At 37.5% G+C, this 25704-nt stretch carries 19 protein-coding genes; 8 read left to right on the top strand and 11 right to left on the bottom strand.

Features of this window, described 5'->3' with window-relative positions; all coding sequences use genetic code 11:
* Position 1: 1 nt before the first annotated feature.
* The 6 genes from trpB to MYP_RS08580 are packed head-to-tail and all read right to left on the bottom strand — an operon-like array spanning position 2 to position 5637.
* The gene (trpB, locus tag MYP_RS08605; RefSeq protein WP_045461660.1) at positions 2-1195 is read right to left on the bottom strand and encodes a tryptophan synthase subunit beta; all 1194 of its coding nucleotides are present in this window, start codon (positions 1193-1195) and stop codon (positions 2-4) included.
* Positions 1192-1818 (bottom strand): phosphoribosylanthranilate isomerase, encoded by a 627-nt coding sequence (locus MYP_RS08600; protein ID WP_081990450.1) that lies wholly within the window; start codon positions 1816-1818, stop codon positions 1192-1194. Before MYP_RS08600 ends, trpB begins: the two co-directional genes overlap by 4 nt.
* A gap of 3 nt (positions 1819-1821) precedes the next feature.
* A complete protein-coding gene (gene trpC, locus MYP_RS08595) occupies positions 1822-2646 on the bottom strand; it encodes an indole-3-glycerol phosphate synthase TrpC (RefSeq protein WP_045461658.1) in 825 nt (274 codons plus the stop codon).
* A gap of 4 nt (positions 2647-2650) precedes the next feature.
* Positions 2651-3643 (bottom strand): anthranilate phosphoribosyltransferase, encoded by a 993-nt coding sequence (trpD, locus tag MYP_RS08590; protein WP_045461655.1) that lies wholly within the window; start codon positions 3641-3643, stop codon positions 2651-2653.
* A 12-nt stretch (positions 3644-3655) separates the two neighbouring features.
* Positions 3656-4225 (bottom strand): anthranilate synthase component II, encoded by a 570-nt coding sequence (locus MYP_RS08585; RefSeq protein ID WP_045461652.1) that lies wholly within the window; start codon positions 4223-4225, stop codon positions 3656-3658.
* A 5-nt stretch (positions 4226-4230) separates the two neighbouring features.
* Positions 4231-5637, bottom strand: coding sequence for an anthranilate synthase component I family protein (locus tag MYP_RS08580; RefSeq protein WP_045461649.1), 1407 nt, complete (start codon positions 5635-5637; stop codon positions 4231-4233).
* A 265-nt stretch (positions 5638-5902) separates the two neighbouring features.
* Between MYP_RS08580 and lysA the strand changes: the two genes are divergently transcribed.
* Positions 5903-7135: a diaminopimelate decarboxylase gene (gene lysA, locus MYP_RS08575; RefSeq protein WP_045461646.1), complete on the top strand. Its 1233-nt coding sequence runs from the start codon at positions 5903-5905 to the stop codon at positions 7133-7135.
* Between the two features lie 128 nt (positions 7136-7263).
* Here the strand turns inward: lysA and MYP_RS08570 are convergent, their stop codons facing one another.
* On the bottom strand, positions 7264-8712 hold the full coding sequence (locus tag MYP_RS08570; RefSeq protein ID WP_045461642.1) for an ATP-binding protein: 1449 nt from the start codon (positions 8710-8712) through the stop codon (positions 7264-7266).
* A gap of 486 nt (positions 8713-9198) precedes the next feature.
* Here MYP_RS08570 and xseA point away from each other — a divergent pair, with 486 nt between their 5' ends.
* Positions 9199-10605: an exodeoxyribonuclease VII large subunit gene (gene xseA, locus MYP_RS08565; protein ID WP_045461639.1), complete on the top strand. Its 1407-nt coding sequence runs from the start codon at positions 9199-9201 to the stop codon at positions 10603-10605.
* Positions 10598-10801 carry an exodeoxyribonuclease VII small subunit gene (gene xseB, locus MYP_RS08560; RefSeq protein ID WP_045461636.1) on the top strand — a complete coding sequence of 68 codons (204 nt, stop codon included), beginning with the start codon at positions 10598-10600 and terminating at the stop codon, positions 10799-10801. The genes xseA and xseB overlap by 8 nt, the downstream gene beginning before the upstream one ends.
* A gap of 263 nt (positions 10802-11064) precedes the next feature.
* Here the strand turns inward: xseB and MYP_RS08555 are convergent, their stop codons facing one another.
* Entirely contained in the window at positions 11065-12657 is a 1593-nt protein-coding gene (locus tag MYP_RS08555) for an FMN-binding glutamate synthase family protein (protein WP_045461633.1), read from the bottom strand.
* A 156-nt stretch (positions 12658-12813) separates the two neighbouring features.
* On the opposite strand from MYP_RS08555, the gene MYP_RS08550 reads away from it, so the two are divergent.
* Positions 12814-13005, top strand: a complete 192-nt coding sequence (locus MYP_RS08550; RefSeq protein WP_045461630.1) for a hypothetical protein — start codon at positions 12814-12816, stop codon at positions 13003-13005.
* A gap of 74 nt (positions 13006-13079) precedes the next feature.
* Here the strand turns inward: MYP_RS08550 and MYP_RS08545 are convergent, their stop codons facing one another.
* Positions 13080-13541 (bottom strand): leucine-rich repeat domain-containing protein, encoded by a 462-nt coding sequence (locus MYP_RS08545; protein ID WP_045461627.1) that lies wholly within the window; start codon positions 13539-13541, stop codon positions 13080-13082.
* Positions 13542-13665: 124 nt separating this feature from the next.
* On the opposite strand from MYP_RS08545, the gene MYP_RS08540 reads away from it, so the two are divergent.
* Together MYP_RS08540 and MYP_RS08535 are read left to right on the top strand one after the other, a co-directional pair.
* Positions 13666-16590: an FAD-binding and (Fe-S)-binding domain-containing protein gene (locus MYP_RS08540; protein ID WP_045461624.1), complete on the top strand. Its 2925-nt coding sequence runs from the start codon at positions 13666-13668 to the stop codon at positions 16588-16590.
* 98 nt (positions 16591-16688) lie between these two features.
* Entirely contained in the window at positions 16689-17360 is a 672-nt protein-coding gene (locus MYP_RS08535) for a hypothetical protein (RefSeq protein WP_045461621.1), read from the top strand.
* 64 nt (positions 17361-17424) lie between these two features.
* Here MYP_RS08535 and MYP_RS24875 read toward each other — a convergent pair whose 3' ends face one another.
* Entirely contained in the window at positions 17425-20631 is a 3207-nt protein-coding gene (locus MYP_RS24875) for a PAS domain S-box protein (RefSeq protein WP_052430040.1), read from the bottom strand.
* A 341-nt stretch (positions 20632-20972) separates the two neighbouring features.
* Between MYP_RS24875 and MYP_RS08525 the strand changes: the two genes are divergently transcribed.
* Positions 20973-22286: a gluconate:H+ symporter gene (locus tag MYP_RS08525; protein ID WP_045461618.1), complete on the top strand. Its 1314-nt coding sequence runs from the start codon at positions 20973-20975 to the stop codon at positions 22284-22286.
* 215 nt (positions 22287-22501) lie between these two features.
* Here MYP_RS08525 and MYP_RS08520 read toward each other — a convergent pair whose 3' ends face one another.
* Complete coding sequence (locus tag MYP_RS08520) at positions 22502-24130, bottom strand: ABC-F family ATP-binding cassette domain-containing protein (protein ID WP_045461614.1); 1629 nt, start codon at positions 24128-24130, stop codon at positions 22502-22504.
* 246 nt (positions 24131-24376) lie between these two features.
* Here MYP_RS08520 and MYP_RS08515 point away from each other — a divergent pair, with 246 nt between their 5' ends.
* Entirely contained in the window at positions 24377-25645 is a 1269-nt protein-coding gene (locus MYP_RS08515) for a neutral/alkaline non-lysosomal ceramidase N-terminal domain-containing protein (protein WP_156140431.1), read from the top strand.
* Positions 25646-25704: the final 59 nt, after the last annotated feature.

Here is a 25704-nt window from a genome sequence, read left to right as displayed (position 1 = left end):
CTTAGTCTTTTAAAAATTCTTCTTTTCTGGTTATATATGTCATCAGATCTTTGTCTCCTCTTCCTGAAAGGTTCACTACAACGGTATCTGAAGGTTTAAGATTTAATTTTGCCAAAGATGCTATCGCATGCGAAGATTCAAGAGCGGGGATGATTCCTTCAAGCTTGCTCAATAAAACAGCGCTTTTAAATGCTTCTTTGTCTGTAATTGCTAAAAATTCTGCTCTTCCAGTTTCGAACAGATGGCTGTGAATTGGGCCGATTCCCGGATAATCAAGGCCTGCAGAAATAGAGTGTGCTTCAACAATCTGACCATCCTCCGTCTGCATCAATAAAGTCTTGCTTCCATGCAACACGCCTGGCTTTCCAAGAAAAGTCGTAGCAGCCGAATAGCCAGAATCAATGCCCATTCCAGCAGCCTCTACAGCTACAAGTTTTACTTTCGCTTCGTTCAGATAATGATAAAATGCTCCTGCAGCATTGCTTCCACCGCCGACACAGGCTATTACATAGTCAGGATTTTCCGAACCTGTCTTTTCTTTAAGCTGTGCACGAATTTCTTTACTTATGATGGCCTGGAATCTTGCAACCATATCAGGATAAGGGTGTGGACCAACTACTGAGCCTATTATATAATGTGTATCGGCAGGGTTATTGATCCAGTCTCTGATAGCTTCATTCGTTGCATCCTTTAAAGTTTTGCTGCCAGAGGTAGCTGGCACAACCTTAGCACCAAGCATTTTCATACGTTCAACATTGGGCTTCTGACGTTCCATGTCAATTTCCCCCATGTACACTATGCAGTCAAAACCAAGCAAGGCACACACAGTAGCTGTTGCAACACCATGCTGGCCTGCGCCAGTTTCAGCAATAATCCTTCTTTTACCTAGTCTTTTGGCAAGAAGAATCTGGCCAAGGGTATTGTTAATTTTATGCGCACCTGTATGACAAAGATCTTCTCTCTTAAGATAAATATTTGCTTTAAAGTGCTCTGAAAGTCTTTTAGCAAAATACAAAGGAGTAGGTCTTCCTACATAGTCCTTTAAAAGGTTGTTATACTCTTCGATAAAGGATTCCTCATGCATAATATTGAGATACTTTTCCTTTAGTTCTTCCACATTAGGGAAAAGCATTTCCGGAATGTATGCACCTCCGAAGCTTCCATAAAACCCGTTTTTGTCTACTGTAAAGTTCATAATGCTTTTAGCTTTTGAGCAAATGATGATATACTATCTATATTTTTTAATGCAGGTGATATTTCAAACCTGCTGTTTACATCTATGGCGTGAATATTTAATTTTTTATTCAGATCTGAAATTTCTTCCAGATGTTCTTCACCTATGCCTCCGCTTAAAAAAAGCGGAACTTCATTATCATAATCTTTTAAAACGGACCAGTCAAATCTCTGACCGCTGCCACCATAGGCATCTGTCTTTGTATCAAGAAGAAAAAAATCTGCTGCCTTTTTAAACTTACTAAACTCTTCCGCTGGCAACTGATTGCTCACCGAAAACACCTTGATAACTTTGAGACCAAGACTTTTCAGCTCATCAGCCTGAGCAGGAGATTCATCTCCATGAAGCTGGATCATATGCAAATCCAAAGCTTTTGCATGCCTGATAATTTCACTATTCGCTTCATTTACAAAAACCCCTACTTTGGGAATATTAAGCGGTTTAATAAAAGAAATAGCGTCATTATCTCCGACAAACCTTTTGGATTTTTTATAAAAGATAAACCCAATATAATGCGGCCCAACCTGAATTAACTGCTTAAGGTTTTCTTCCTCCCTCATCCCACATACCTTGAGCCTGATCATATCTTAAATAGGTTTTTTTGTTTGAAATTGCTTCAGCTGCAATTCTTTTAATTCGTTTGTGAAAGCTCCAAATGCCTCTCCTGGATTTGTGTTTTTCATAAAATTTTCACCGATCAGAAATCCTTCAAAGCCATATTCTTTTAATTGAAGAATAGTCTTGGCATCATGAATTCCACTTTCAGAAACCTTAATAAATCTATCCGGAATTTCCTCTGAAAGTTTATAAGATGTTTCAAGGCTCACTTCAAACGTTTTTAAATTTCTATTGTTCACACCAATAGCATCTATTTCATCCCAGTGATTGGCTTCCAGCTCTTCAAGGTCATGTACTTCCATCAACACTTCCATGCCAAGGCTTTTGGTAAATGCCGCCAGCGCTTTAAGTCTCTTAGGTTCCAATACGGCAGCAATCAGGAGAATTACGTTAGCTCCCATAGATTTTGCTTCCAGAATCTGATACTCATCAATGATAAACTCTTTCCTCAGAATCGGACATTTGATTACATCTCTTGCATGGAGCAGATCTTCATCCGATCCACCGAAGAAATCAATGTCTGTCAAAACAGAAACAGCGCTTGCTCCAAAACAATCATAAGCAGAAACAACTTCTTCTACTGTAACTTTATCATTGATTACGCCTCTAGACGGAGACTTTCTTTTAAACTCTGCAATGATTCCTGTTCTTGATGGATCTGTAAGAAACTTTCTGAAAGAAATATTAGGCAATTCAAAGTAAGCCGACTTTTCAAGCACACTTGCAGGAGTAAGCCTTTTTCTCTGCTCCACTTCCTTTATTTTGCGCTCGATGATTTTATCAAGTATGTTCATATTCTTAATTCAGAGATAGTAATGTTTTAAAGGCGCTCAAAGCTTTACCGGATTCAAGTGACTCTTTGGCAAGACCGATAGCATCTTCCAGGCTAAGCTCAGGCCTCGTGCACCAGATCGCCATTGCTGCATTTACAATGACAGCAGAGGTTTGTTCCTGTGTTGCCTCATTACACAATACATTCGTAAATATTTTAGCTGAAGACTCTAGAGACTTACCTGATGTCAAAGCTTCTGCCTTAACCCTACTGAAACCAATATCTTCCGGCCGAAGAATAGTCTCTCTTTTATTACTAATGATCTTAAAAGCACCAGTAAGAGAAATTTCATCATAACCATCCAGTGAATGTAGTATGGTAAAGTTTTTACCTGTTTTCTGGTAAAGATAACCATAAAGCCTTGCCAATTCAAGACTGAAAACACCTACAAGCTGGTTTTGAGGAAATGCAGGATTAGACATTGGTCCGAGCATATTGAAAAAAGTTTTCACTCCCAGATCTTTTCTGATAGGACCAACATTTTTCATTGAAGGGTGGAAAAGTGGTGCATGCAGAATACATATTCCCGTCTTTTCAATCTGATTTCTCAGAGTGCTTATTTCATTGGTAAACTTATACCCAAAGTGCTCCATGATATTGGAAGATCCAACCCCTGAGGAAACACCGTAATTTCCATGCTTAGCAACTTTGACACCAGCCCCGGCAACAACAAAAGAAGCCAATGTAGAAACGTTAAACGTATCTTTGCCATCCCCGCCAGTACCACAGAGATCTATTGGATTATATTCCGACAAATCAGTTGCGAGACAAAGTTCGAGCATGGCGTCCCTGAAACCTTCCAGCTCTTCAACAGTAATACTGCGCATCATATAGACAGTCATGAAACATGCCATCTGACTATGATTCACGCGACCTAAGGTAATATCTGTCAGAGCTTGTTTCGCAGTATCTTTGCTCAGACTTTTTTGCTCCAGTAGCTGAAGAATTATTTCTTTCATTATCAAATCGGATTAACCGTTTAACCAGTTTTTCATAATCACTTTACCATTTTCTGTGAGAACAGATTCAGGATGAAACTGCACACCTCTTACTTTGTACTTCTTATGTCTGAGGGCCATTATATTGCCCTTCTCATCTGCAGCAGTTACTTCTATCTGATCAAGATTACTATTCGGATCCACTGCCCATGAATGATATCTTCCGCACATAAACTCTTGAGGAAGGCCATCGAAAATATAGTCAGAAAGGCAGATTCTTGTTTTAACTGAAAGTCCATGATATACTTGATCAAGATTAATAAGGCTTGCACCATAGACTTCTCCTATTCCCTGATGACCCAGGCATACACCGAAAATATCTTTTTCGGCACCATACTTCCTGACTATTTCCTGCAAAATCCCCGCTTCTGAAGGAACTCCTGGTCCAGGGGAAAGCAAAATTTTATCAAAATTCTTAACCTCATCAATGGAAATTTTATCGTTACGATGAATTTCCATATTTGAACCAAAGCCTAACTCCTTTATAATATGAACTATGTTATATACAAAAGAATCGTAATTGTCTAAAACTAAAAGGCGCATAGTACTTATATTTCTTTAGCTAGTTTAATTGCAGTGCGAAGAGCAAGCAATTTGTTATGTACTTCATTTAATTCACTTTGCAATTCTGATTTTGCAACTACTCCTGCTCCTGCCTGATAATACAGATGATTGTTTTTACTCAGGAAAGAACGGATCATGATAGCATGGTTAAAATCTCCATTAAAGGAAAGCAGACCGATACACCCACCGTAATATCCTCTGTTTCCATTCTCAAATCTGTTGATCAGGGTCATCGCCATATGCTTGGGTGCACCAGAAAGTGTCCCTGCCGGGAACGTATCGGCCACAAGGCTTAACGAAGATTTATCACCCTCTAATACACCGGTTACTTTAGAAACAAGGTGAATAACGTGAGAATAATATTGTATTTCTTTAAAAGTTTCGACTTCAACCTCTTTTCCACTGCGGCTCAAATCATTACGTGCCAGATCGACAAGCATCACATGTTCCGAGTTTTCTTTAGGATCGTCAAAAAGCTTCCTTGCTAATTCAGCATCATGGTCATCGTTTCCGGTTCTTTTAAAAGTCCCGGCAATCGGATAAATACTTGCTTTTCCGTTTTTAATAACGATTTGTGCTTCAGGACTGGAGCCGAAAATTTTGAAACTTCCGTAATCGAAATAAAAGAGGTATGGAGAAGGATTTACAGATCTTAAGGCTCTGTAAACATTGAATTCATCACCGGTATAACTTTGGGAAAATCTTCTGGAAAGTACGATCTGAAAAACATCACCTCGGTAACAATGGTCAATTCCTTTCTTTATAACATCAAGGAATTCTGCATCTGTGAAATTTGATATTTCGTCATCACAGGGAAAGAATTTGTATGAAGCAAAATTCTTATTTATAAGAAGAGACTCTACCTGATCAAGTCCTGTACATTGGTCGTTGTAACAGTGCTCAAAAATAAACAGCTCATTTTTGAAGTGATTGACAACAATCACGTACTGATACACATGGTAAAGAATTTCCGGGATTTTTCTGTCTTCAGATTCGAATGTCTTTATATCCAGGTCTTCGAAATATCTTACAGAATCATAGGCCATATACCCGAATAACCCATTGTTGCTGAAATTAAACGGACTTTTCTCCGCTTCAAAAGAGCTTTTAAAACTTTCTAGTGCAGTCAAAACCTGAACTCTGTCCGTAATTTTTACTGACTTTGAAGTTTTGTCAGGGTACTCAGTAATGATGTTTCCATCTGAAACCTCAAATTTTGCCAGAGGGCTGCAGCAGATATATGAAAAGCTGTTTTCATTGCTATGGTAATCCGAGCTTTCCAGCAGAATGCTATTTGCAAATTTATCTCTGACTTTAAGGTAAATACTCACTGGAGTGATCGTATCCGCCAGTAGTTTTTTGTATGTTGTTGTAAGTCTGTATTGTGCCATTTGATTTTACCCCTTTTTTAAAACTAAAAAAGCTTGCCGTTGTTGAACAGCAAGCTTCTTTTTATATTTATATATACATAGACCCTCTGTTCACATTTTCCTAGAAATGCTCCACCACCAGCCATTATGTACGTTTAACTTCATGATTTTATCGACGAACGCTCAAAGTAATTGATAATTTTCCGAAAGTCCAAAATTTAACCAAAAAATATTGCATTAACTAATCCCAATGGTTTTGTTATCTTTGTACTTCATAAAAATTACTATGTTGCTCAAAGAGGTCAATTATCAGATTCAGGGCGTAGAATTAGCCGAAATTGCAAAAGAATTCGGTTCCCCTGTTTATGTTTACGATGCGGAAAAAATCCTTTCGCAGTTTCAAAGGTTAAAAAATGCATTTTCAGGTGTAAATCTAAAGATTAAGTACGCTGCAAAAGCTTTGACCAATCAGGCCATCCTTAAGCTTTTAAATAAAGCAGGATCAGGGATAGATGTAGTTAGTCTGCAGGAACTGGAGCTAGGTCTTTTAGCAGGCTTCGAGGCAAAAGACATCATGTTTACTCCTAACTGTGTGGCTTATGAAGAAATTCAGGCTGGGGTAAAAAAAGGCGTAACCATCAATCTTGATAACCTTCCTTTCCTTGAAAAATTCGGTAAAGAATATGGTTCTTCGGTACCATGCTGCATAAGAATCAACCCGCATATAGATGCAGGAGGAAACGTTAAAATTATGACAGGACATAAGGAATCTAAGTTCGGTATCTCCATAGAGCAGTTTCCTGAAATTCTGAACATCGTTTCTAAATACAATATTGATATCATCGGACTGCATATCCACAGCGGTTCTGACTTTAAAAGTGCAGATGCTTTTGTAAAAGCAGCTGATATTCTTTTTGATCTTTCCAATAACTTTAAAAACCTGCGTTTTCTTGATTTCGGAAGCGGTTTTAAAGTGGCTTATAAAGAAGGAGATTATACAACTGACATTGCTGAACTGGGAGAAAAAATGTCTTCTTCGTTTCAGCAATTCTGTAAGAAATATGGCAGAGATTTAGAGCTATGGTTCGAGCCAGGTAAATTTCTTGTGAGCGAATCAGGTTATTTGCTGGTTCAGACAAATGTGGTAAAAGAAACTCCTGACCTTACTTTTGTCGGTGTCAACTCCGGCTTGAATCACCTTATTCGTCCAATGATGTATGGTGCTTACCATAGCATAGTCAATATCTCTAATCCTTCAGGTGTTGAAAAACCATATAACGTTGTAGGGTACATCTGCGAAACAGACACATTTGGATCAGGACTAGTGATGAATGAAGTTCGTGAAGGAGATATCCTTGCAATCAAAAATGCAGGAGCTTATGGTTTCAGCATGAGTTCAAACTATAATTCGAGATTCAGACCTGCTGAAGTGCTTGTGTATAAAGGCAAGGCACATCTCATCAGAAAAAGGGAAACGATGGAAGATCTGCTGAGAAATCAGGTGAATCTAGAGCTATAAAAAATCAAAGGCTGTCTGGAAAGGCAGCCTTTTTAGTCAAGAATGACCCATTAGCTGCGTCATCCTTAATGATTGATAACTTCAGGAATATAATATCTATTCTAATCATCCCGAATATTGTTAAAATGTTAATTAATATTTTTCATTTTCAAAGTTATGTCACCAATGTTATAGCTGTATATTGATGCAGGCAAAAATGAAAACGAAAGTTTATCAACAGTTTTTACTCCAATTTGGTCAATAGAGGTAACCAATGCCTTTTCAAGCGAATTAGCTTTACAAAATTGAACTAAACTTTTTAGTTCTTGGGGTTTTTCATAGTAGCGATTGCTCCATTTTATTTCTACCCCCCATAAAGGTTTATATTTTTTATCATCAACCAAAACTAAATCTACCTCTCCTTCATTTCTACCATCTTTCCATCTCGCATAGGTTAAATCTAGCTTCTCACGGTGCATCCATTGTGATAGTACAGCTGTTTCTACTAAATTTCCCATTTCACTGTCCATTACAGAAATGGGAGAGAATAAAGCTGTACGTAAAGATGGATTAGTTAAATAGACTTTAAAACTTGTTACTCTTTTTAGGCGCTTGGCATTTACATCAACCTTGTTTAATACTTTTATGAGAAATGCTGCTTCTAAATATTCTAAATATTTTTTCAGTGTATCTTTTTGTATCCCACTTTCTCTGCTCATTGTTTCGTAGGAAAATTCGTTACCCGTGTTATAGGCAATGTATGTAAAAAAACGGTTTAACTCCTGAACATCTTTTATTCCATATAAACTAGGTAAATCACGTAATAGAACTTTGTCTACGATGTCATTTTTTACATATCTTCCCATATCACTTTGTATCTTCTCAGATAAAACGACCTCAGGATAACCTCCAAAATTTAAATAATCCACAAACTCTTTGTTCAGTGCTTTTATATCATGTGTAAGACAATATGCTCTTTCTGTTTCTCCATATAAGATTGTTCCATCATAAATTAAATGGTTCATACTTCTGAGATGAATATATTCTTGAAAGGTTAAAGGAGGTAACATAAAATCGGTAAACCTGCCTGCTCCACTTTCCGTACTATGCCATTTTAAGGCAGCCGCAGCTGAACCCGATACAATGAATTTTGTTTCAGGAAATGAATCTACCAACACTTTGAGATGCCGTTCCCAATCTTTAAGGTATTGTATCTCATCAAAAAACACATAACAACCGTTTAAGTTTTTTTGATTGAGCGACTGTTTACAAAGACTTAAAATGTCTTCTAAGCTAAGATGAACATAAATTGGATTGTCTATACCAACAAAGAAAATCTTCTGTGGATCTACCTTTTCAGTTATTAACTGCTGTATACTATGGAACAGCATAACCGTTTTTCCTACACGTCTAGGTCCCATAAGTACTAAAGCTCTTCGTATATTTTGTTCTGTTACATATGGATAGAACAATTTAAAATACAGACGTCTGGACATAGAGCTATAAGTCTCCGGTATTTCCTTATTTATCCACCATGGATTTTCATATCGTAACCGTTCGACTATTTTCTCTGTCGGAATAAGACTTGAACTGTTCATAAAAACTTTTATTTTAACAAAAATAGTAAAAATAAATAGGTTTTAATCTTCTTATTTTGCCATTTTGTTAATTTAACTTCTATTTGCGTTTAAATCTAAGTTATTTCATTCAATCAAAACCTCCCAACTAAGGCAATACGCAGTTTAAAATGATGCACAACATTTCCTATATACTCCACATAGATTAAACTTCTCTCTTACCATTACCAAAAAACTTCAAATCTTAGTAAGAATATTTTTTCGATAAATGGACTAAAATCATTAAGTCTTAAAATTGCTGCAGATCAAACTTAGGTACTCCAACAATAATAATGATAATTCGCGTCTCCATATCCATAGGTAGACAGCTAAACCAGCTATTTCCGCCTTATAGACTCCACAGCTCAACCCCGCAACTTATTTTTTACACTCCATTTGAATCTTATATTTTAATTCAATAATTTGCCTTAAGCCGTTAACCTTTTGCATTCAACCTTTCAACAGCAAATGCCTAAGCAGATCCATGACAAGAATGTATTTTCATTGCTCGAAGTAACCAAGAGCATACAAAAGACCCTTTCTGAAAGGTATAAAAATGCTTTCTGGGTAATGGCAGAAATGAATAAGCTGAATCATTACAAGCACTCGGGCCACTGCTATCCCGAGCTGGTTGAAAAGCAGGATGGAAAAGTTATAGCCCAGTTAAAATCCATTCTATGGAAAACGGATTACTTAAACGCAAATGATAAGTTCCTTAAAATTCTTAAAGAGCCATTAAAAGACGGTATCAAAATTTTATTCCTTGCAAAAATCTGTTTTGATCCTGGGTATGGATTAGCGCTTAACATCCTTGAGATTGATCCACATTATACGCTCGGAGATCTTGAAAGAGAAAAGAAAGAAACCATACAAAAGCTTCAGACCGAAGGGATATACGATCAAAACAAAACATTAAACCTTCCTCTGTTACCACAAAGACTTGCTATTATATCCGTAGAAACAAGCAAGGGCTTTGCTGATTTCATGAAAGTGATTGAGGAAAATTCATGGAATTATAAATTCTTCACCTTTCTGTTTCCCGCATTGCTACAGGGCGAGAAGGCTATTGAAGACATCATCAGACAGCTAAGAAGAATAAAAATAGTTGCAAGCCATTTTGATGCAGTTGCAATCATCCGTGGTGGAGGTGGAGATGTGGGACTGTCTTGTTACAATAACTATTTGCTGGCTAAAGAAATTGCCTTATTCCCGATCCCAGTTTTAACAGGTATTGGACATGCGACTAATGAAACGGTGGCTGAAATGATTTCCTTTTCAAACCAGATCACTCCAACCAAACTGGCAGAATTTCTTTTACAGAAATTCCATAACTTCTCCATCCCGGTTCAAAAGGCTGAAGATAAAATCAAGGATAAAAGTCTTAGGATGATTATGGATGAAAAGACCAGATTCCATAGTGCTTCCAGATTATTCAGGTCAGTTGCGAATAATAGTATTAATCAATTCAAAAATGATATAGTTAATGAAAGTAAAGCATTATCACATCATTCATATTATATACTAAAAAAGGAAAACATTTGCCTGAAAACGCTTACGGCAGATCTGAGAAAAGACACCAAAGTACATTTTCGTCAATCTTCTCTTCTTTTGACACAGAATAAAAGAGAAATAGCTAAACGTCTACCAGGAATTATTGAATCAAAAACGAAAGAATTAAAAAACATAGAAAAAAACATCAATAACATGAGCCCTGAAAGCGTGCTGAAAAGAGGCTACAGCATAACGCTATTGAATGGTAAGGCATTAAAAAGCATTGACAAGCTAAAGAAGGGAGATGTAATTCAAACAAGAGTTTTAGGCGGTGTTATTGATAGTACTATCAAATCAATCGATCAATCAGACAAAGATGAGTGAAAAAATAAGTTATACAGAAGCGTTTGAAGAACTGCAACTCATTGTTTCAGAAATAGAACAGGGAGAAATTTCTGTAGATGACCTTTCAGATAAGGTAAAAAGAGCAGCACTGCTCATAAAAATCTGTAAGACAAAACTGAGTACAACTGAAGAGGATGTGAGTAAAATCCTGAAGGAACTGGAGAGCGAAGAGTAGATCGGAACAGTTTATTACCAGTTCAGATTTGAATTATTATTGCTTCCATGTAGAGACGCCATGCTGGCGTCTCAAAAACTATAGTAAAGAGCCTAATTAAGATTTTAACTCCTTATTATTTCATTAAATGTCAAAAGCCTCCCTTATGGACAGAGAGACGCCAGCATGGCGTCTCTACATTTAAACCCAGGGTAACATTATGCTTAAAAACAAAAAAGGCCATCTCTTAACGAGATGACCTCCTCCTAATATTTTAATTCAAATTATTTAACTTCCGCCAACTCCTGTTTTTCCTGCTTCCTTGCCGGACCACCAAGATACGGGCAATCCTTTATTTCCTGCATACCATTAAAGTTTACCTTTACCTTGTCATATTTATAAGAGTCTCTAAGCTTTATTGTCATATTGTTATCACCCATACTGAGGTCTACATCTCTCATAGTCATCTGACAAGGATGTTCATAACCACAGGCATGAGTGATTTCAAGCAATTCTTTTCTTAGTGTTTTAATATAATTATAGCATCTCTCTGACTTCAAGGTCACGTCCACTCCTGCTGCAAGCCATTTATTCTGAGTCGCAACACCGGCGGGACATCTGTTTGTATGACATACCTGAGCCTGAATACAACCAATAGACATCATTGCTTCCCTTGCAACGTTAATTATATCTGCGCCCATAGCAAATGCTGTAAGAGCTTTTGCTGGGAAACCAAGTTTCCCAGAAGCAATAAAAACTATTCTGTCTGACAAGCCTCGCTCTGCAAACACTTTATAAATTTTACTGAAAGCATAAGAAAATGGCAATGAAACGTGGTCTGCAAATGCAGGAGGTGCAGCACCTGTTCCACCTTCCCCTCCATCTATTGTGATAAAATCAGGGCCTGTGCCTCTTTCTGCCATCAAATCAGCAAGTTCTTCCCACATTTCAAGTTTTCCTACAGCTGATTTTATTCCAACAGGCAAACCTGTTCTGTCTGCGACCATTTCTATAAAATCCATCATCTCAGGCACATTGCTAAATGCGGAGTGACAAGCTGGGGAGATTACATCTTTGCCCATTGCGACCTGACGGATTTCAGCTACTTCCGGAGTAATTTTAGCAGCAGGTAGCACTCCACCTTTTCCTGGTTTAGCACCTTGAGAAAGTTTAAATTCAATTGCTTTTACAAATGGATTCTTTTTAACCAGAGCTTCCATCTTCTCCATTGAAAAATTTCCTAACTCATCCCTAACCCCGAAATACCCGGTACCTACCTGGAAGACAACATCAGCCCCAAAAGAATGATAAGGAGCCAAACCACCTTCCCCTGTATTATGATAACAACCGGCTTTCAAAGCCCCCTTGTTCATGGATTCAACAGCTTTTGAAGAAAGCGAACCATAACTCATTGCAGAAATATTCACAATAGAATAAGGTCTGAATGGCTTCTTTCTTTTATTTGCAAGTCCAATAACTTTTGCACATGGAACAAATGCTGGATCTTCGATATTCGGATGACCAGCTTTCAGATTAAATGGAAACATTGCAGGGTTAATAAATATGTGCCCTGCAGCATTCTGATCCTGGTCAGTACCAAATCCCTGATAGTTATTTTCTCTCTTTGAACTTGCATAAATCCATGAACGCTGACTCCGGTTAAAAGGAAGCTCCTCCCTATTGTTCGCAACGATATATTGTCTCATTTCAGGACCGATTTTCTCAAGCAGATAGCGCAAGTGCCCAACAACAGGAAAGTTGTGTTTAATCGTATGTGCACGGTTGAAAAAAATGTCTTTAATGGCTACAGAAACTATCAGAACCAGCGGAACAATCCACCAGAAATGATTCATGAAGAAATGAAGGATAGGGTCCATAATACTGTCTTTCTGTTTAAACTAAGGTTATGTACGAGGCAATTTAGCTTTAGATTTCCTTAAGAACGAAGAACAATCCCTATACAGGTGAGTTTTAGCTAAAAATAATGTAAAACTAGGAGAAGATTAATTTTTTGCTACCTCTTATTTTCATTGATGTCATGCAACAATTCACCTGAAGAACAGAACGCTAAGATGCTTGAAGACAAAATTCAAAATGCAGCTGATATAGAAAAAGCAAGACCTGACTCTTTAGATCTGGCTTCAAAAAATCTCAGAAAAGAAGCAGATTCTGTTAGAGATGTGGCAAAAGAGCTGAAAGGCTCTTCCAGAAAAATTGGAAAATAAATGCCGGCCCTATTGGTAAAACAAAGTTATCCGGCATTTTTTAATTTTGAGGAAATCATCTTTGGATTCAGTGATTAATCATTTGAAAGAATCATCTTCACATTTGGCAAAAACTTCTTAGCCTCCTCAAATTGAGCAGGTTTCCAATAGGCATGATCAGAAATATTCACGGCCTCAAGTTTAGGCAGCTGAGCAAGAACCGGTGGAAGTTTTGCCATGTAATTCGTACCTGTCAAATCGATATATCTTAACTTCTTCAGATTGGCCATTTCAGCTGGCAATGTAGTTATCCTGTTAAAAGAGAGATCCAAACACTCCAGATTTGTAAGCTTACCAATTTCCGGAGGAATGGCAGTAAGCTTTAACATGCTGATATCCAACTTTACAACTTTCTCGGGTTCAGCAAGTGCTTCCTGCAGGGAAGTATATTTTTTCGCATCCGGGCAATAATCCGGGAAAAGAGGTTTAGAAGTGACACTCAGAAGAGTAAGGCCTAAAATGATAAAAAACACGGTCGGAACGATTATTTTTTTCATAGTTGTAGAACTTTGAACTTAAAATTAGCGATTTTTATAATAAAAAAGCAGAATTGCCATATTCTGCCCATTTGTTATCCCGCAAATCGTTAAATTTGCAGTTTCCTAAGAATATAAGAAGTTAATGCTGGCGAAATTAGAAGAACTGAAGAATTCACTAGAAGGCGAGTTTTTTACAGACCTTACCATGCGTACTCTTTACGCAACCGACGCATCTGTTTACCGCGAATTGCCATTGGCTGTGGCAAGACCAAAATCGGAGTCGGATATTAAAAAACTAATAACATTCGCCAATCAACATAAAACGTCGATCATTCCCCGTACAGCAGGGACCTCTTTAGCAGGTCAGGTAGTTGGAAAAGGGATTGTGGTAGATGTTTCTTTCCACTGGACAAAAGTACTTGAAATCAATAAAGCAGAGAAGTGGGTAAGAGTTCAGCCAGGTGTAAATCTTGATGAACTGAACAAAATCCTTGAACCACATGGTCTCTTTTTTGCTCCGGAAACCTCTACTTCAAACAGATGTATGATCGGGGGAATGGTCGGAAACAATTCTTGCGGCTCTCACTCGGTGATATATGGAACAACAAGAGATCATACTTTAGAATTGAAAACAATTTTAAGTGACGGATCTGATGCAGTGTTTAAGTCTGTGACACTTGATGAGTTTGAAGCAAAGGCCAAAGGTTCCTCCCTTGAAAGTAAGGTTTACAAGCATATAAAAACCATTCTTTCTGACCCTGCGAATGCAGAAGAAATCAGAAAAGAATTTCCCAAACCTTCTATCAGAAGAAGAAACACAGGTTACGCGATAGATGAATTGCTGGAATCACAGCCGTTCACTTCTGGGAAACCAGCATTCAACATGTGTAAGCTACTTGCAGGATCTGAAGGTACACTTGCATTTACTACAGAAATCAAATTAAATCTTGTTGATGTACCGCCTAAACACAAAGCTGTGGTGGCGGTTCACATGAACACAATCGACGAAAGTACAAGAGCGAACCTGATCGCGCTTAAGTACAATCCTGGTGCTGTTGAATTGATTGATGATATTATTCTTCAGTGTACCAAACATAATATTGAGCAAACCAAAAATCGCTTCTTTGTACAAGGAGATCCGGGAGCGCTCCTGGTAGTAGAATTTGCTAGAGATAGCAAAGAAGAAATTGAAAAGCTTGCCACTGATATGGAAGCTGAAATGAGAGCCAATGGTTACGGCTATTATTTCCCTATTTTGCACGGGGCTGATGTAAATAAAGTCTGGAGCCTGAGAAAAGCAGGACTTGGCTTACTGGCAAACGTTCCAGGTGATCCTAAAGCTGTGGCTTGTATTGAAGACACGGCAGTGGCAGTGGAGGACCAGCCTGAGTTTATCAAAGAGTTCCAGCAAATCCTTGACAAGCATAATAAATCCTGCGTTTTCTATGCTCATATCGGAGATGGTGAAATTCACCTTCGCCCGATACTTGATCTTAAAAAAGAAGAAGACAGACAAATGTTCTTCACTATTACAGATGAAGTAGCTGATCTTGTAAAAAAATTCAAAGGATCCCTCAGCGGGGAACATGGAGATGGAAGAGTAAGAGGTGAGTTTGTTAAAAAGATGATAGGTGAAAAGAACTACAATATGATTGTAGAACTTAAGCACGTTTGGGATCCTAACAATATCTTTAATCCAGGGAAAATTGTTCATACACCAAAAATGAACGAATCGCTGAGATACGAATCCAATCAGACTACAAACCAGTTTGATACTGTTTTCGACTTCTCAGAAAGTCAGGGAATTTTGAGACTTGCAGAGCAATGTAATGGTTCTGGTGATTGCCGTAAGTCTCACGTTATAGGCGGCACTATGTGTCCAAGCTTTATGGCTACCAGAAGTGAAAAAGAAACAACCAGGGCAAGAGCCAATATCCTGAGAGAGTTTCTTACCAGATCTCCCAAAAAGAATAAATTTGCCCATGACGAGATATACGAAGTAATGGACCTTTGCTTGTCCTGCAAAGGCTGCAAATCAGAGTGTCCGTCTAACGTAGATGTGGCTAAAATGAAAGCAGAATTTCTCCAGCAGTATTATGATGAAAAAGGAGTTCCTTTCAGAGCTATGATGATTGCCAACTTTGCCAAAGCAAACAGCATTGTAAGCAATTTCTCCGGTTTGTCTAACTTTGTCATGAAAAACAGCCTTACAGGTGGCTTAATGAAAAAGGTACTGGGAATGTCTTCCAAACGCCCATTGCCTCTGTTATCACCCGTTACTCTGAGGAAATGGGCTGGCAAAAACAAAGAAGCTCTTCAGGCAAAGGGAAACAAAAAGGGGAAAGTATTCTTATTTTGCGACGAGTACACAAACTATAACGAATCAGAAATAGGAATCAAAGCAATTGGCCTGCTTACCAAACTGGGCTATGAAGTTGAAATACCTGAACATCTGGAAAGTGCAAGAACCTACATGTCTAAAGGACTTATCCGTGAAGCACAGAAAATAGCAAGAAAAAACATAGACATGCTGAAAGACAAAGTAAGCAAGGAACATCCAATGCTTGGGATCGAGCCTTCTGCGATACTTTCATTCAGAGACGAATATCCTGCGTTAGCTTCACCTGAACAGAAACAGGCTGCCGAAATCCTTGCTAAAAATAGTCTTCTTATAGATGAGTTTCTTGCAAGAGAGGCTGAAGCAGGAAGAATTGATGCCAGCGCTTTCAAAAAGGAGGCTAAGCAAATCAAACTTCATGGTCATTGTCATCAAAAAGCACTATCATCTGTGTCATATACTCAGAAAATCCTAACCCTTCCTTCAAACTATAAAGTAGAAGTTATTCCATCTGGATGTTGTGGAATGGCAGGATCCTTCGGATATGAAGAAGAACATTACGAAGTATCTATGAAGGTAGGAGAGCTTGTCCTCTTCCCTGCTGTAAGGAAAGCTTCTGATGAAACAATTATTGCTGCTCCGGGAACAAGCTGCAGACATCAGATCAAGGATGGAACAGGGAAATCTGCGAAACATCCGGTAGAAATTTTATTTGAAGCTTTGGTATAATAAGCCAAACTTTAAGTGCACTAACTGGTTAAGGCTAAGCTTATTATCACAGACAGAAGAAGAACTTAACATCTATCAACAGAACCATAAAAACACATATGAAAAAAGTAGTTTTTGCAATAATTTCTCTACTCATCTGCAAAACAGCCTTTGCACAAATGAGTCTTACTGCCGCAGAGAAACAGGCAATGGACTGGCTTCAAACTAAGACCAAGGCTTTTAAAGCATCGAAAAACGACAGCCTGTTTGTTGTCAATAACAGCGAAAAGCCTTATTACACTGTTCGCTTCAGTCCTGGTGATCAGAAAGAAGACATTGACAAAGAAATATTCTCTGCAAAAGTTGGCGACATTGTTGGGCCTTTCAGAGGTGACACTTTCTGTTATTCTTTTAAAGTGAAAAAATTCAGTGACCCCCTTACAAGGGTCAGAGCCGATCTCATTCAGTTTATACCTAAGTCATTTAAAGATGAAGCAGAAATAAAAAAGTATATTGATAAATATACAGCGCTTATCAAGAAAGATGACAAAGAGGTTTATAAAATTGCTTTGAAAGATGAAGAAAAGCTTGCACTTAAAAGAAAAGACCTGGGATGGATCTGGGAGACAGAAACGGACAAAGAATATTACGAGCAAGTTTATGCAGCAGAAAAAGGTGAACCAGTAGTTATAAGAAATGCAAAAGGTATTTTTATTCTTAATATCTCAGTTGAAAAGCACAAAGCGCCTTATAAGGTAGAGCTTATTCCTTTGGTGAAAAAAATTGACTAAGGGAATAAACCCATAAACGGAAAAGATCAGGCAGGCTTGTCTGGTCTTTTTTTACCCCAAAAGTTTAAACTATTGGAAAATATAATCTGAAGCTCGTACCTATCCCCTCTTTACTATCAACCTCTATCTTACCAGAAGCATTTTCCATAATTCTTTTAACTATATACATACCAACCCCTGTTCCTTCAACATGGGTATGAAGCCTTTTAAACATTCCGAAAACTTTGTCTTTCTTTCTCATATCAAAACCCATCCCGTTATCAGAGATGGTGATCTTAACATAATTATTTGAAGTGTATTCAGACCTTATTGAGATAATGGGCAGTCTTTCCGGAGAACGGAATTTAATGGCATTGCTGAGAAGGTTATAAAAAAGACTTCGAAAATTTTTCTGAGAAAACTTTATTGAAGATACAGTGAGGTCAGTAGAAATCTTTACTTGTGATGATTTTATCTGTTCTGAATACTCAACTGTAAAATCCTTTATGATATCTTCGATCTCAATCCTCTCTTCATAATTTTCTGTTCCTTTCTGAATTTTACTGATCTCAGAAAGCTCTTCAATGGTCTTTTTAAGCTTTTCAACACTAAGTGCTACAAAATTCAGCATTTCATTAATATCACCCTTACACTGCTGATTTGCTTCTTCCAGAAGACTTTTAAGCAAGCCCTCCATATTTACAATCGGGCTTTTAAGATCGTGAGAGGCTGTATAGATAAAATTATCCAGTTCAGAGTTAATTTTAACAAGCTCCACATTTCTCTCCTCCAGAGATTTTTCATAATTGTATCTGTCAGTAAGGTCTGAGCCCATAATGATTATACCTTTCAACTCTCCTTTATTATCTAAATCCGGTATATAGCTTAATTTATAATAAACTTTTTCATTATTCTTATTATTGAAGTTATTTTCAAATGTAACTTCCTCACCAGCAAAGGCGCGCTTTAGCATTGCTGAAATATTATTATAGTTCTCCTCTCCAAGTACTTCAGTTATATGTTTACCGTTGATTATCCCTTCTATATTGAAAACCTTGTAGTAATGATTATTAGCAAAAACATATTTAAGATCAGTATCCAAATAGGAAATCAGTGCAGGGACTGAGTTTGTGATTATCCTTAATTGCCTCTCCCTATGCTTCAGCCTTTCCTGATTTTTCCTGAGCTCTCTTGTTCGTGTCTCCACAATTTCCTCAAGACTAGCATTGAGCCTTTTTATTTCCTCTTCGATTTTTTTTCTATCAGTAATTTCGGTTGCTGCAGCTATTATTTTAGTCACCTTTCCTTCAGAGTCTTTTTCGAAAACAGAATCCTTAGAGAGCCCCCAATGCCAATTTCCCTGTTTATCTCTTGCCCTGTATTCTATTGATTTGGAAGTGTCATAATCAACTGAGGAAAACTCTTCAAGATGTTTTAGTATTTTAGGCTGATCATCCGGGTGTATCAGTGTTTTAAATGCATCCTCGCCCATTGAAAGAATCTCTTCCGGAGTATAGCCTAATATTTCTTCAACATACCTGTTGATATAGATTGGTGTCTTTGTTTTCATTTCATGAATGATGACTACATTAGGATTGGCCTCCATTATTTTGGTTATAAAACTCTTACTTTCTTCCAGTTGGTGCTCAGTCTTCTTAAGGTTCGTTATATCAGTAGCAATTCCGATCACCTGGACTACTTGTTCTTTAACATTTCTTTTAAATACGCTATGCCTTAAATGATACCACCTCCAGTTTCCATCAGCATGTTTTAGTCTGCCTTCCACAGACTTTACCTCACCATTCTTCATTGTTTTCAACTCTTCCCAATGCTTAAAATTTTGTTCGAAGTCATCAGGATGTAATAAAACAGCCATGAAATTATTACCGAGACCTTTAATATAATCAGAAGGATAACCCAGGTCTTCTCCGGGGGAACTGGTAGAATATATATTACTTCTCGTTTCCAAATCATATACATAAATGGAGTTAGGAGAAGTATCAAGTATACTCTGAATAAAATGCTGACTCTCCTGAAGCTTCAGCTCTGCTTCCTTTCTTTCAGTAATATCAAGACTTGAAGCTATTACCTGAATAACTTCCCCAGATGTATTTTTTTTAAATGCAGACAATACCGTATGCACCCATCTCCATGAACCGTCTGCATGACGAAGACGAAATTCCCCTTTCAAAATTTCGTCACCCATATACTTTAGTCCGGATTTTATGTGGGTTAATATTGGCAAATCATCAGGATGAATAATTTTCCAGAAAACATTCATCGGATCTTCAAATTTTTCAACATAGCCAAAATCCTCAAGCAGAGACCTGTTTGAAAAAATTAATTTATCTGAAACAACATCTTCAACAAAGATGTAATTAGGTATTGTTTCAGTAATTTTATTTATAAAATGGATATTATCCCTTAAATACTCTTCAGCTTCTTTTTTCTCAGTAATATCTCTCGCTATTCCTATGATTTCTTTAACACGGCCTTGTTCATCTCTGCTAAATACAGAAATTTGATTGTTCAGCCATTTCACTGTTCCGTCCGAAGCAACTACTCTTAGTTCAAAAGTAGTGGTGACATTCTGAGCCAAATCATTCAACTTTGCATGATTTTTATTAAAAACTTCCTGATCACCTGGATATATAACTTTTGTTAAAAAACTTACTCCCATTTCCTGTACCTCTTTAGCTGTATAGCCGAGGGTTTTAATAACATTGTCATTAACGAAAATATTCTTTTCTTCCTGGACATCATAGACAAAAACATCAAAAGGACTTGAGTTCATCACTTTGTCAATAAAGTTAAGACTCCGCTTCAATTGCTGTTCCGTCTCTTTCTTCTCAGTAACATCCGTTATTGTACCTGTTACCTGCTTTACACCTCCAAATTCATTTCTATCAAAGACGGATTCCTTCAATATAAACCACCTCCAGCTTCCATCAGAATGCCTGAGTTTGGTATTGGTCACTTTAACTTCACCATCTTTCAAATCAAGAATCTCATTAAAATGATCGGATTTTAGATGTACAAAATCAGGGTCCATGATTTTATAAAAAAACTCATCACCAAATGCTTTAATTTCCGAAGGTTTATAGCCCAATGATTGCCTGGAAAATTCGTTCACATAGACAAACCGCCTTTCTTCAATATCAAATATGTATATGGTATTGGCAACGGTATCTAGCAACTTTTGGATAAATGCGCCTTTGTTGTCATTACGCAGTTGGTCTTCCGCCAATCTTCTTTTTCTGGACTTCCTGTTTTTCCTGCTTAAATATCCCATATGTGAAAACAATGAAGACGAAAACACAAAGAATTATCATTTCCTAAGAGAAAAAAATATTTTAAATTCAAAAAATCCAAATCGAACTCTGTATCTGTATTCAACAGAAAACTCAAATAATTTCCTATTCCTAAAATGACATGGTTCAACTCTGAAAAATTAAATTAATAATCCTTTAAATTCAACCGGTTAAAAGGCTTTATGTTTTTCATTAATATAGAGTTTTAAAATGGTAAATATGTGATTCTATAGTTAATACTCTTTAAAAAGAGCCACAATTTATTAAGCTCACAATGAACATCTTGAGCAAAAAGGATAAATTGCATTTAAAATAACCGAAGATGCCAGTAATTCTCATCATAAGCAGCATTGTGCTTCTGCTTATTTTAATGCTTTTCCTGAAATTTAATGCTTTTATTTCACTCACGCTCGTGTCATTATTTCTTGGCATCTCTTTCGGCATGTCTGCAGAGAACCTAATTTTTTCCATACAAAAAGGTTTTGGAGACACCCTTGGGAGTCTCACATTCATCGTGGTATTCGGAGCAATGCTGGGTAAAATTGTGGGGGAAAGCGGAGCCGCTTTGCAGATCAGTAATAGTCTTAATCGATTGTTTGGTCCGAAAAATATAATATGGGCAGTAGTACTTACCGGATTTATAATAGGAATTCCATTATTTTATACGGCAGGTTTTGTTTTACTTATTCCTTTGGTATTCACTATTGCTGCTGTTGGAAATTTCTCCCCGGTTTACGTAGGAATACCTATGGCTGCTGCACTATCCGTAACTCACGGATTTCTGCCTCCGCATCCCGGTCCAGTAGCACTTGCTTCTATATTTAAAGCAGACCTGGGGCTTACATTAATCTATGGAAGTATTATTGCTATACCAGCAATTGTTCTTGCAGGACCACTTTACGGTCAGTTTGTAAAAAACATAAAATGTGCGGGAGGTCCGGTTAAATCATCTGTCCACCCACTGGAGCTACCCTCTTTCAAAACCAGCTTATTCACTGCGATATTCCCTGTGCTTTTGATTTCTATTGGAGCATGTCTGCTTCCATTTTTAACTAAAGATACCATTGTTTATAATCTGATAAGCTTTTGGGGAAATCCTTTCATCGCAATGCTTTTGGCGGTTATCGCAGCTACCTATTACCTTGGTATTTCGAAAGGGAAATCAGTAAAAGAAGTTATGGACTTATACAATACTTCAATAACTGAAGTGTCCTTGATCTTATTGATTATAGGGGCTGGAGGAGCGTTTAAACAGGTTTTAATAGACAGCAAATCTGCGGAATACCTTGCAGAAATTTTCCGGGGCAGCACCTTATCCCCTTTAGTTCTCGCTTGGACTATGGCGGCAATTATAAGACTGGCCCTTGGCTCAGCCACAGTAGCAGCTCTTACTTCCGCAGGTATCATTTTACCGTTAATTCAAAGTGCACATGTAAGCCCTGAACTTACCGTACTTTCCATTGGTGCAGGAAGCCTTATGTTCTCGCACGTAAATGATGCAGGCTTCTGGATATTCAAAGAATATTTTAACCTTTCAATTATGGAGACAATAAGAAGTTGGTCTGTTATGGAGACTATTGTTTCAGTTACTGGCCTTGCTGGTGTACTCTTACTAGAGCTGGTTCTGGCAAGTTAAAGTTTAAACAAAAGGGAATTACCACGATCACAAAAGTGTCCAGGAGAAGGAAGATTCTCCAGCATGATCAATAAACAAAACATTTCCTACCCCTTTGGTGCTGCTAATGTTAAGTTAACGGTTCAAGAAATTCAACAAAGATTTAAACCTTTTAGAAATAAAAAGGAGGTCAATAAAAATCAACCTCCTTTTGTTATTTATTATTAAACCTTTCTTTATTTCATAACGGAATAAAGTTCCTCCCGCTGAGCTTTTACTTTCTCACTCTTCACAAATTCTTCATAAGTCATCAGTTTGTCGATCAAACCGTAAGGAGTAATTTCAATAACTCTGTTGGCAACTGTCTGCATAAACTCATAGTCATGGGTTGCAAATAAAATAATACCCTTAAAATCTTTCAGACTATTGTTCAAAGAAGTGATAGACTCAAGATCCAGGTGGTTGGTAGGCTCATCAAGTACCAGAACATTAGAAGACTCCAGCATCATTTTCGAAAGCATACATCTTACCTTTTCTCCTCCAGAAAGCACCTTTGACTGTTTTAAAGACTCTTCACCTGTAAAGAGCATCTTACCAAGGAATCCGCGAATAAAACTCTCATCTTTTTCTTTGGAAAATTGTCTCAGCCAGTCAACAAGATTTAAATCAGAAGAATTGAAGTAACTGCTATTATCTTTAGGGAAATAAGATTGTGTTGTAGTAACCCCCCATTTAAATTCGCCCTTATCAGCTTGCTGTTCACCCATCAGAACATCAAAGAACATGGATATGGCAAGCGTGTCTTTACTTACAAATGCAACTTTGTCATTTTTATTCAGACTGAAAGTTATATTACTGAACATTGGTTTTCCGTCTTCACCCACTTTGCATAGGTTATCAACAGACAACACCTGATCTCCGACTTCTCTTTCAGGTTTCCAGATAACTGCCGGATATTTTCTGCTTGAAGGTTTAATATCCTCAAGAGTAAGTTTATCAAGAAGTTTCTGTCTTGAAGTTGCCTGTTTAGACTTTGAAGCATTAGCGCTGAACCTTGCAATGAATTCCTGTAACTCAGCTCTTTTTTCTTCAACCTTTTTATTCTGGTCAGCCCTTTGCTTGGAAGCTAATTGACTTGAATGATACCAGAAAGAATAGTTTCCTGCATATAACTGAATTTTAGCATAGTCAATATCAGCTACGTGAGTACATACCTGATCCAGGAAGTGCCTGTCGTGACTCACAACTATTACCGTATTCTTAAAATCGGCAAGGAAATTTTCCAGCCACATTACAGATTCAATATCAAGATGGTTGGTTGGCTCATCAAGAAGAAGGATATCAGGGTTACCGAAAAGCGCCTGTGCCAGCAATACCCTTACTTTATCTTTACCTTCGAGATCTTTCATAAGACTGTAGTGGAGGTGCTCTTTTACACCAAGGCCGCTAAGCATCTCAGCTGCCTCAGATTCTGCATTCCATCCATTAAGATCAGCGAACTCTGCTTCAAGCTCAGAAGCTCTTACGCCATCGGCTTCAGAAAAATCATACTTTGCATAAATTGCATCCTTTTCCTGAATGATATCGAACAGTTTTTTATGTCCCATTAATACAGTTTGTAAAACAGGCACTTCATCAAATTCAAAGTGGTTCTGCTTCAAAACGGCGAGACGTTCTCCGGGAGTAATTGCAACTGATCCGGAAGTAGGATCAATTTCTCCTGACAATATTTTCAAAAAGGTGGATTTTCCTGCTCCATTCGCTCCGATTAAACCATAGCAGTTTCCCGGAGTAAACTTAATGTTAACGTCTTCAAATAAGGTTCTTTTTCCGTATCTGAGGGTAACGTTTGATGTACTGATCATATTTTTTCTGATTCCGATATGTAGAATGGCGAATTTACGAATAATTGCCGAGACTATCTCCTTAATATTTCTTAACCGTATTTCATTAGAAAATATCCCAAAGACTTATAAAAATTTTTATATTTCAGCATAAATGATTTTCAGAGCCTTTTAAATAGTTTCTCCTTGAAAAAATCTTCTTTCCTAAAAAAAACTTCTAAAATAATTCTGATTGTTGCTATCTGCCTCCTCGTTCTGGCTATAGCCATGGTAGATACAGTAGACAATACTCCGTTAAAAGAAACGACCTACTACCATCAAATGATGGAACAGGTTGATACACTACAATATAAAGAAGATTCCCTTAACATAGTTGCAGGATGGGCCAAAGCCAATATTACTCCTTTGGAACCTTTACAAATAGCCGGTTATGGCCTGAGAAGAGATTTTGATGGTGTACATGATTCTTTATTTGTAAGAACCTTTGTCTTTAAATCGAAAGAAAAGAAATGTGCATTAATAACGATGGATCTGTTAATAGTGCCCCCTTCAGTTGCCGCAAAGGCTTTGCCTTTACTTGAAAAGGAAGGCTTTGGGCGAGATGAGGTATATTTTTCTGCCACCCATTCCCATAATGCAGCAGGAGGTTGGGCTGAAGGAGCAGGTGGCCGATTTCTCGCGGGTACCTTCGAGGAAGAATATGTTCAATTCATAGCAGATAAAATTATTATAGCTGTTAAGAATGCTGAAAAAACCAATGCTCCAATTGAAGTTGGCTTCGGCAAAATTGATGCTTCAAAACAAGTAGCAAACAGACTGATAGATGGTGGAAAAACCGATCCTTACTTAAGGATCTTGAAACTTAAAAAGAACAATGGGGAAAATGCAATGATACTATCCTACTCCGCCCACCCTACATGTCTTGCAAAAAAAATTAATTATATCAGCTGCGACTACCCAGGGTTTCTCGTAGACTCCCTAGAAAGACGAAAAGAAACAGACTTCGCTGCATTTTTTGCTGGAGCAGTCGGGAGCATGAAGCCAGGAGAAACAGGAACATCAGACTTTGAAAAGGCCATAACTATAGCAGACAGCCTTGAGGAAAAAGTTTCAGCAATTAATGACAGCATATTTCTGGAAAAACCCAAAGAACTTCTTTCTGACTTTATACCTCTGTATGCAAGAAGCGCCCATTTAAGATTAAGTGAGGACTTCCGGCTAAGGCCATGGGTATTTAACTGGCTATTGGGAGAACAATCGCCAGGGATCTCAGTGTTTAAGATTGCAAATAATGTCATGATTGGAACACCATGCGACTTCTCGGGAGAATTAATGACACCTCTGGACAGCCTTGCTAAGACTAAAAATTTAAATCTCCAAATAACAAGCTTCAATGGAGCTTATCTAGGCTACATCACTCCTGATCAATATTACAATCTGGTGAAAAACGAAACCCGTGAGATGAATTGGTTTGGTCCCTTTAATGGTAATTATTTCAGCGAATTGATTGCAAAAATATTAAAGAAACTTGAATAGGATCTTATAAAAATCTATAGCAGATTTAAAAAAGCATAGAGGTTAAAGTTTGCACATTA

It is taken from the genome of Sporocytophaga myxococcoides (assembly GCF_000775915.1).
Classification (GTDB): domain Bacteria; phylum Bacteroidota; class Bacteroidia; order Cytophagales; family Cytophagaceae; genus Sporocytophaga; species Sporocytophaga myxococcoides_A.
This window is presented reverse-complemented; position numbering and strand designations above follow the sequence as displayed.

Coding starts and splice junctions, on each gene's coding strand:
- trpB (WP_045461660.1), bottom strand. CDS start 1,195: ATGAACTTTACAGTAGACAAAAACGGGTTTTATGGAAGCTTCGGAGGT.
- MYP_RS08600 (WP_081990450.1), bottom strand. CDS start 1,818: ATGATCAGGCTCAAGGTATGTGGGATGAGGGAGGAAGAAAACCTTAAG.
- trpC (WP_045461658.1), bottom strand. CDS start 2,646: ATGAACATACTTGATAAAATCATCGAGCGCAAAATAAAGGAAGTGGAG.
- trpD (WP_045461655.1), bottom strand. CDS start 3,643: ATGAAAGAAATAATTCTTCAGCTACTGGAGCAAAAAAGTCTGAGCAAA.
- MYP_RS08585 (WP_045461652.1), bottom strand. CDS start 4,225: ATGCGCCTTTTAGTTTTAGACAATTACGATTCTTTTGTATATAACATA.
- MYP_RS08580 (WP_045461649.1), bottom strand. CDS start 5,637: ATGGCACAATACAGACTTACAACAACATACAAAAAACTACTGGCGGAT.
- lysA (WP_045461646.1), top strand. CDS start 5,903: ATGTTGCTCAAAGAGGTCAATTATCAGATTCAGGGCGTAGAATTAGCC.
- MYP_RS08570 (WP_045461642.1), bottom strand. CDS start 8,712: ATGAACAGTTCAAGTCTTATTCCGACAGAGAAAATAGTCGAACGGTTA.
- xseA (WP_045461639.1), top strand. CDS start 9,199: ATGCCTAAGCAGATCCATGACAAGAATGTATTTTCATTGCTCGAAGTA.
- xseB (WP_045461636.1), top strand. CDS start 10,598: ATGAGTGAAAAAATAAGTTATACAGAAGCGTTTGAAGAACTGCAACTC.
- MYP_RS08555 (WP_045461633.1), bottom strand. CDS start 12,657: ATGGACCCTATCCTTCATTTCTTCATGAATCATTTCTGGTGGATTGTT.
- MYP_RS08550 (WP_045461630.1), top strand. CDS start 12,814: ATGTCATGCAACAATTCACCTGAAGAACAGAACGCTAAGATGCTTGAA.
- MYP_RS08545 (WP_045461627.1), bottom strand. CDS start 13,541: ATGAAAAAAATAATCGTTCCGACCGTGTTTTTTATCATTTTAGGCCTT.
- MYP_RS08540 (WP_045461624.1), top strand. CDS start 13,666: ATGCTGGCGAAATTAGAAGAACTGAAGAATTCACTAGAAGGCGAGTTT.
- MYP_RS08535 (WP_045461621.1), top strand. CDS start 16,689: ATGAAAAAAGTAGTTTTTGCAATAATTTCTCTACTCATCTGCAAAACA.
- MYP_RS24875 (WP_052430040.1), bottom strand. CDS start 20,631: ATGGGATATTTAAGCAGGAAAAACAGGAAGTCCAGAAAAAGAAGATTG.
- MYP_RS08525 (WP_045461618.1), top strand. CDS start 20,973: ATGCCAGTAATTCTCATCATAAGCAGCATTGTGCTTCTGCTTATTTTA.
- MYP_RS08520 (WP_045461614.1), bottom strand. CDS start 24,130: ATGATCAGTACATCAAACGTTACCCTCAGATACGGAAAAAGAACCTTA.
- MYP_RS08515 (WP_156140431.1), top strand. CDS start 24,377: ATGGTAGATACAGTAGACAATACTCCGTTAAAAGAAACGACCTACTAC.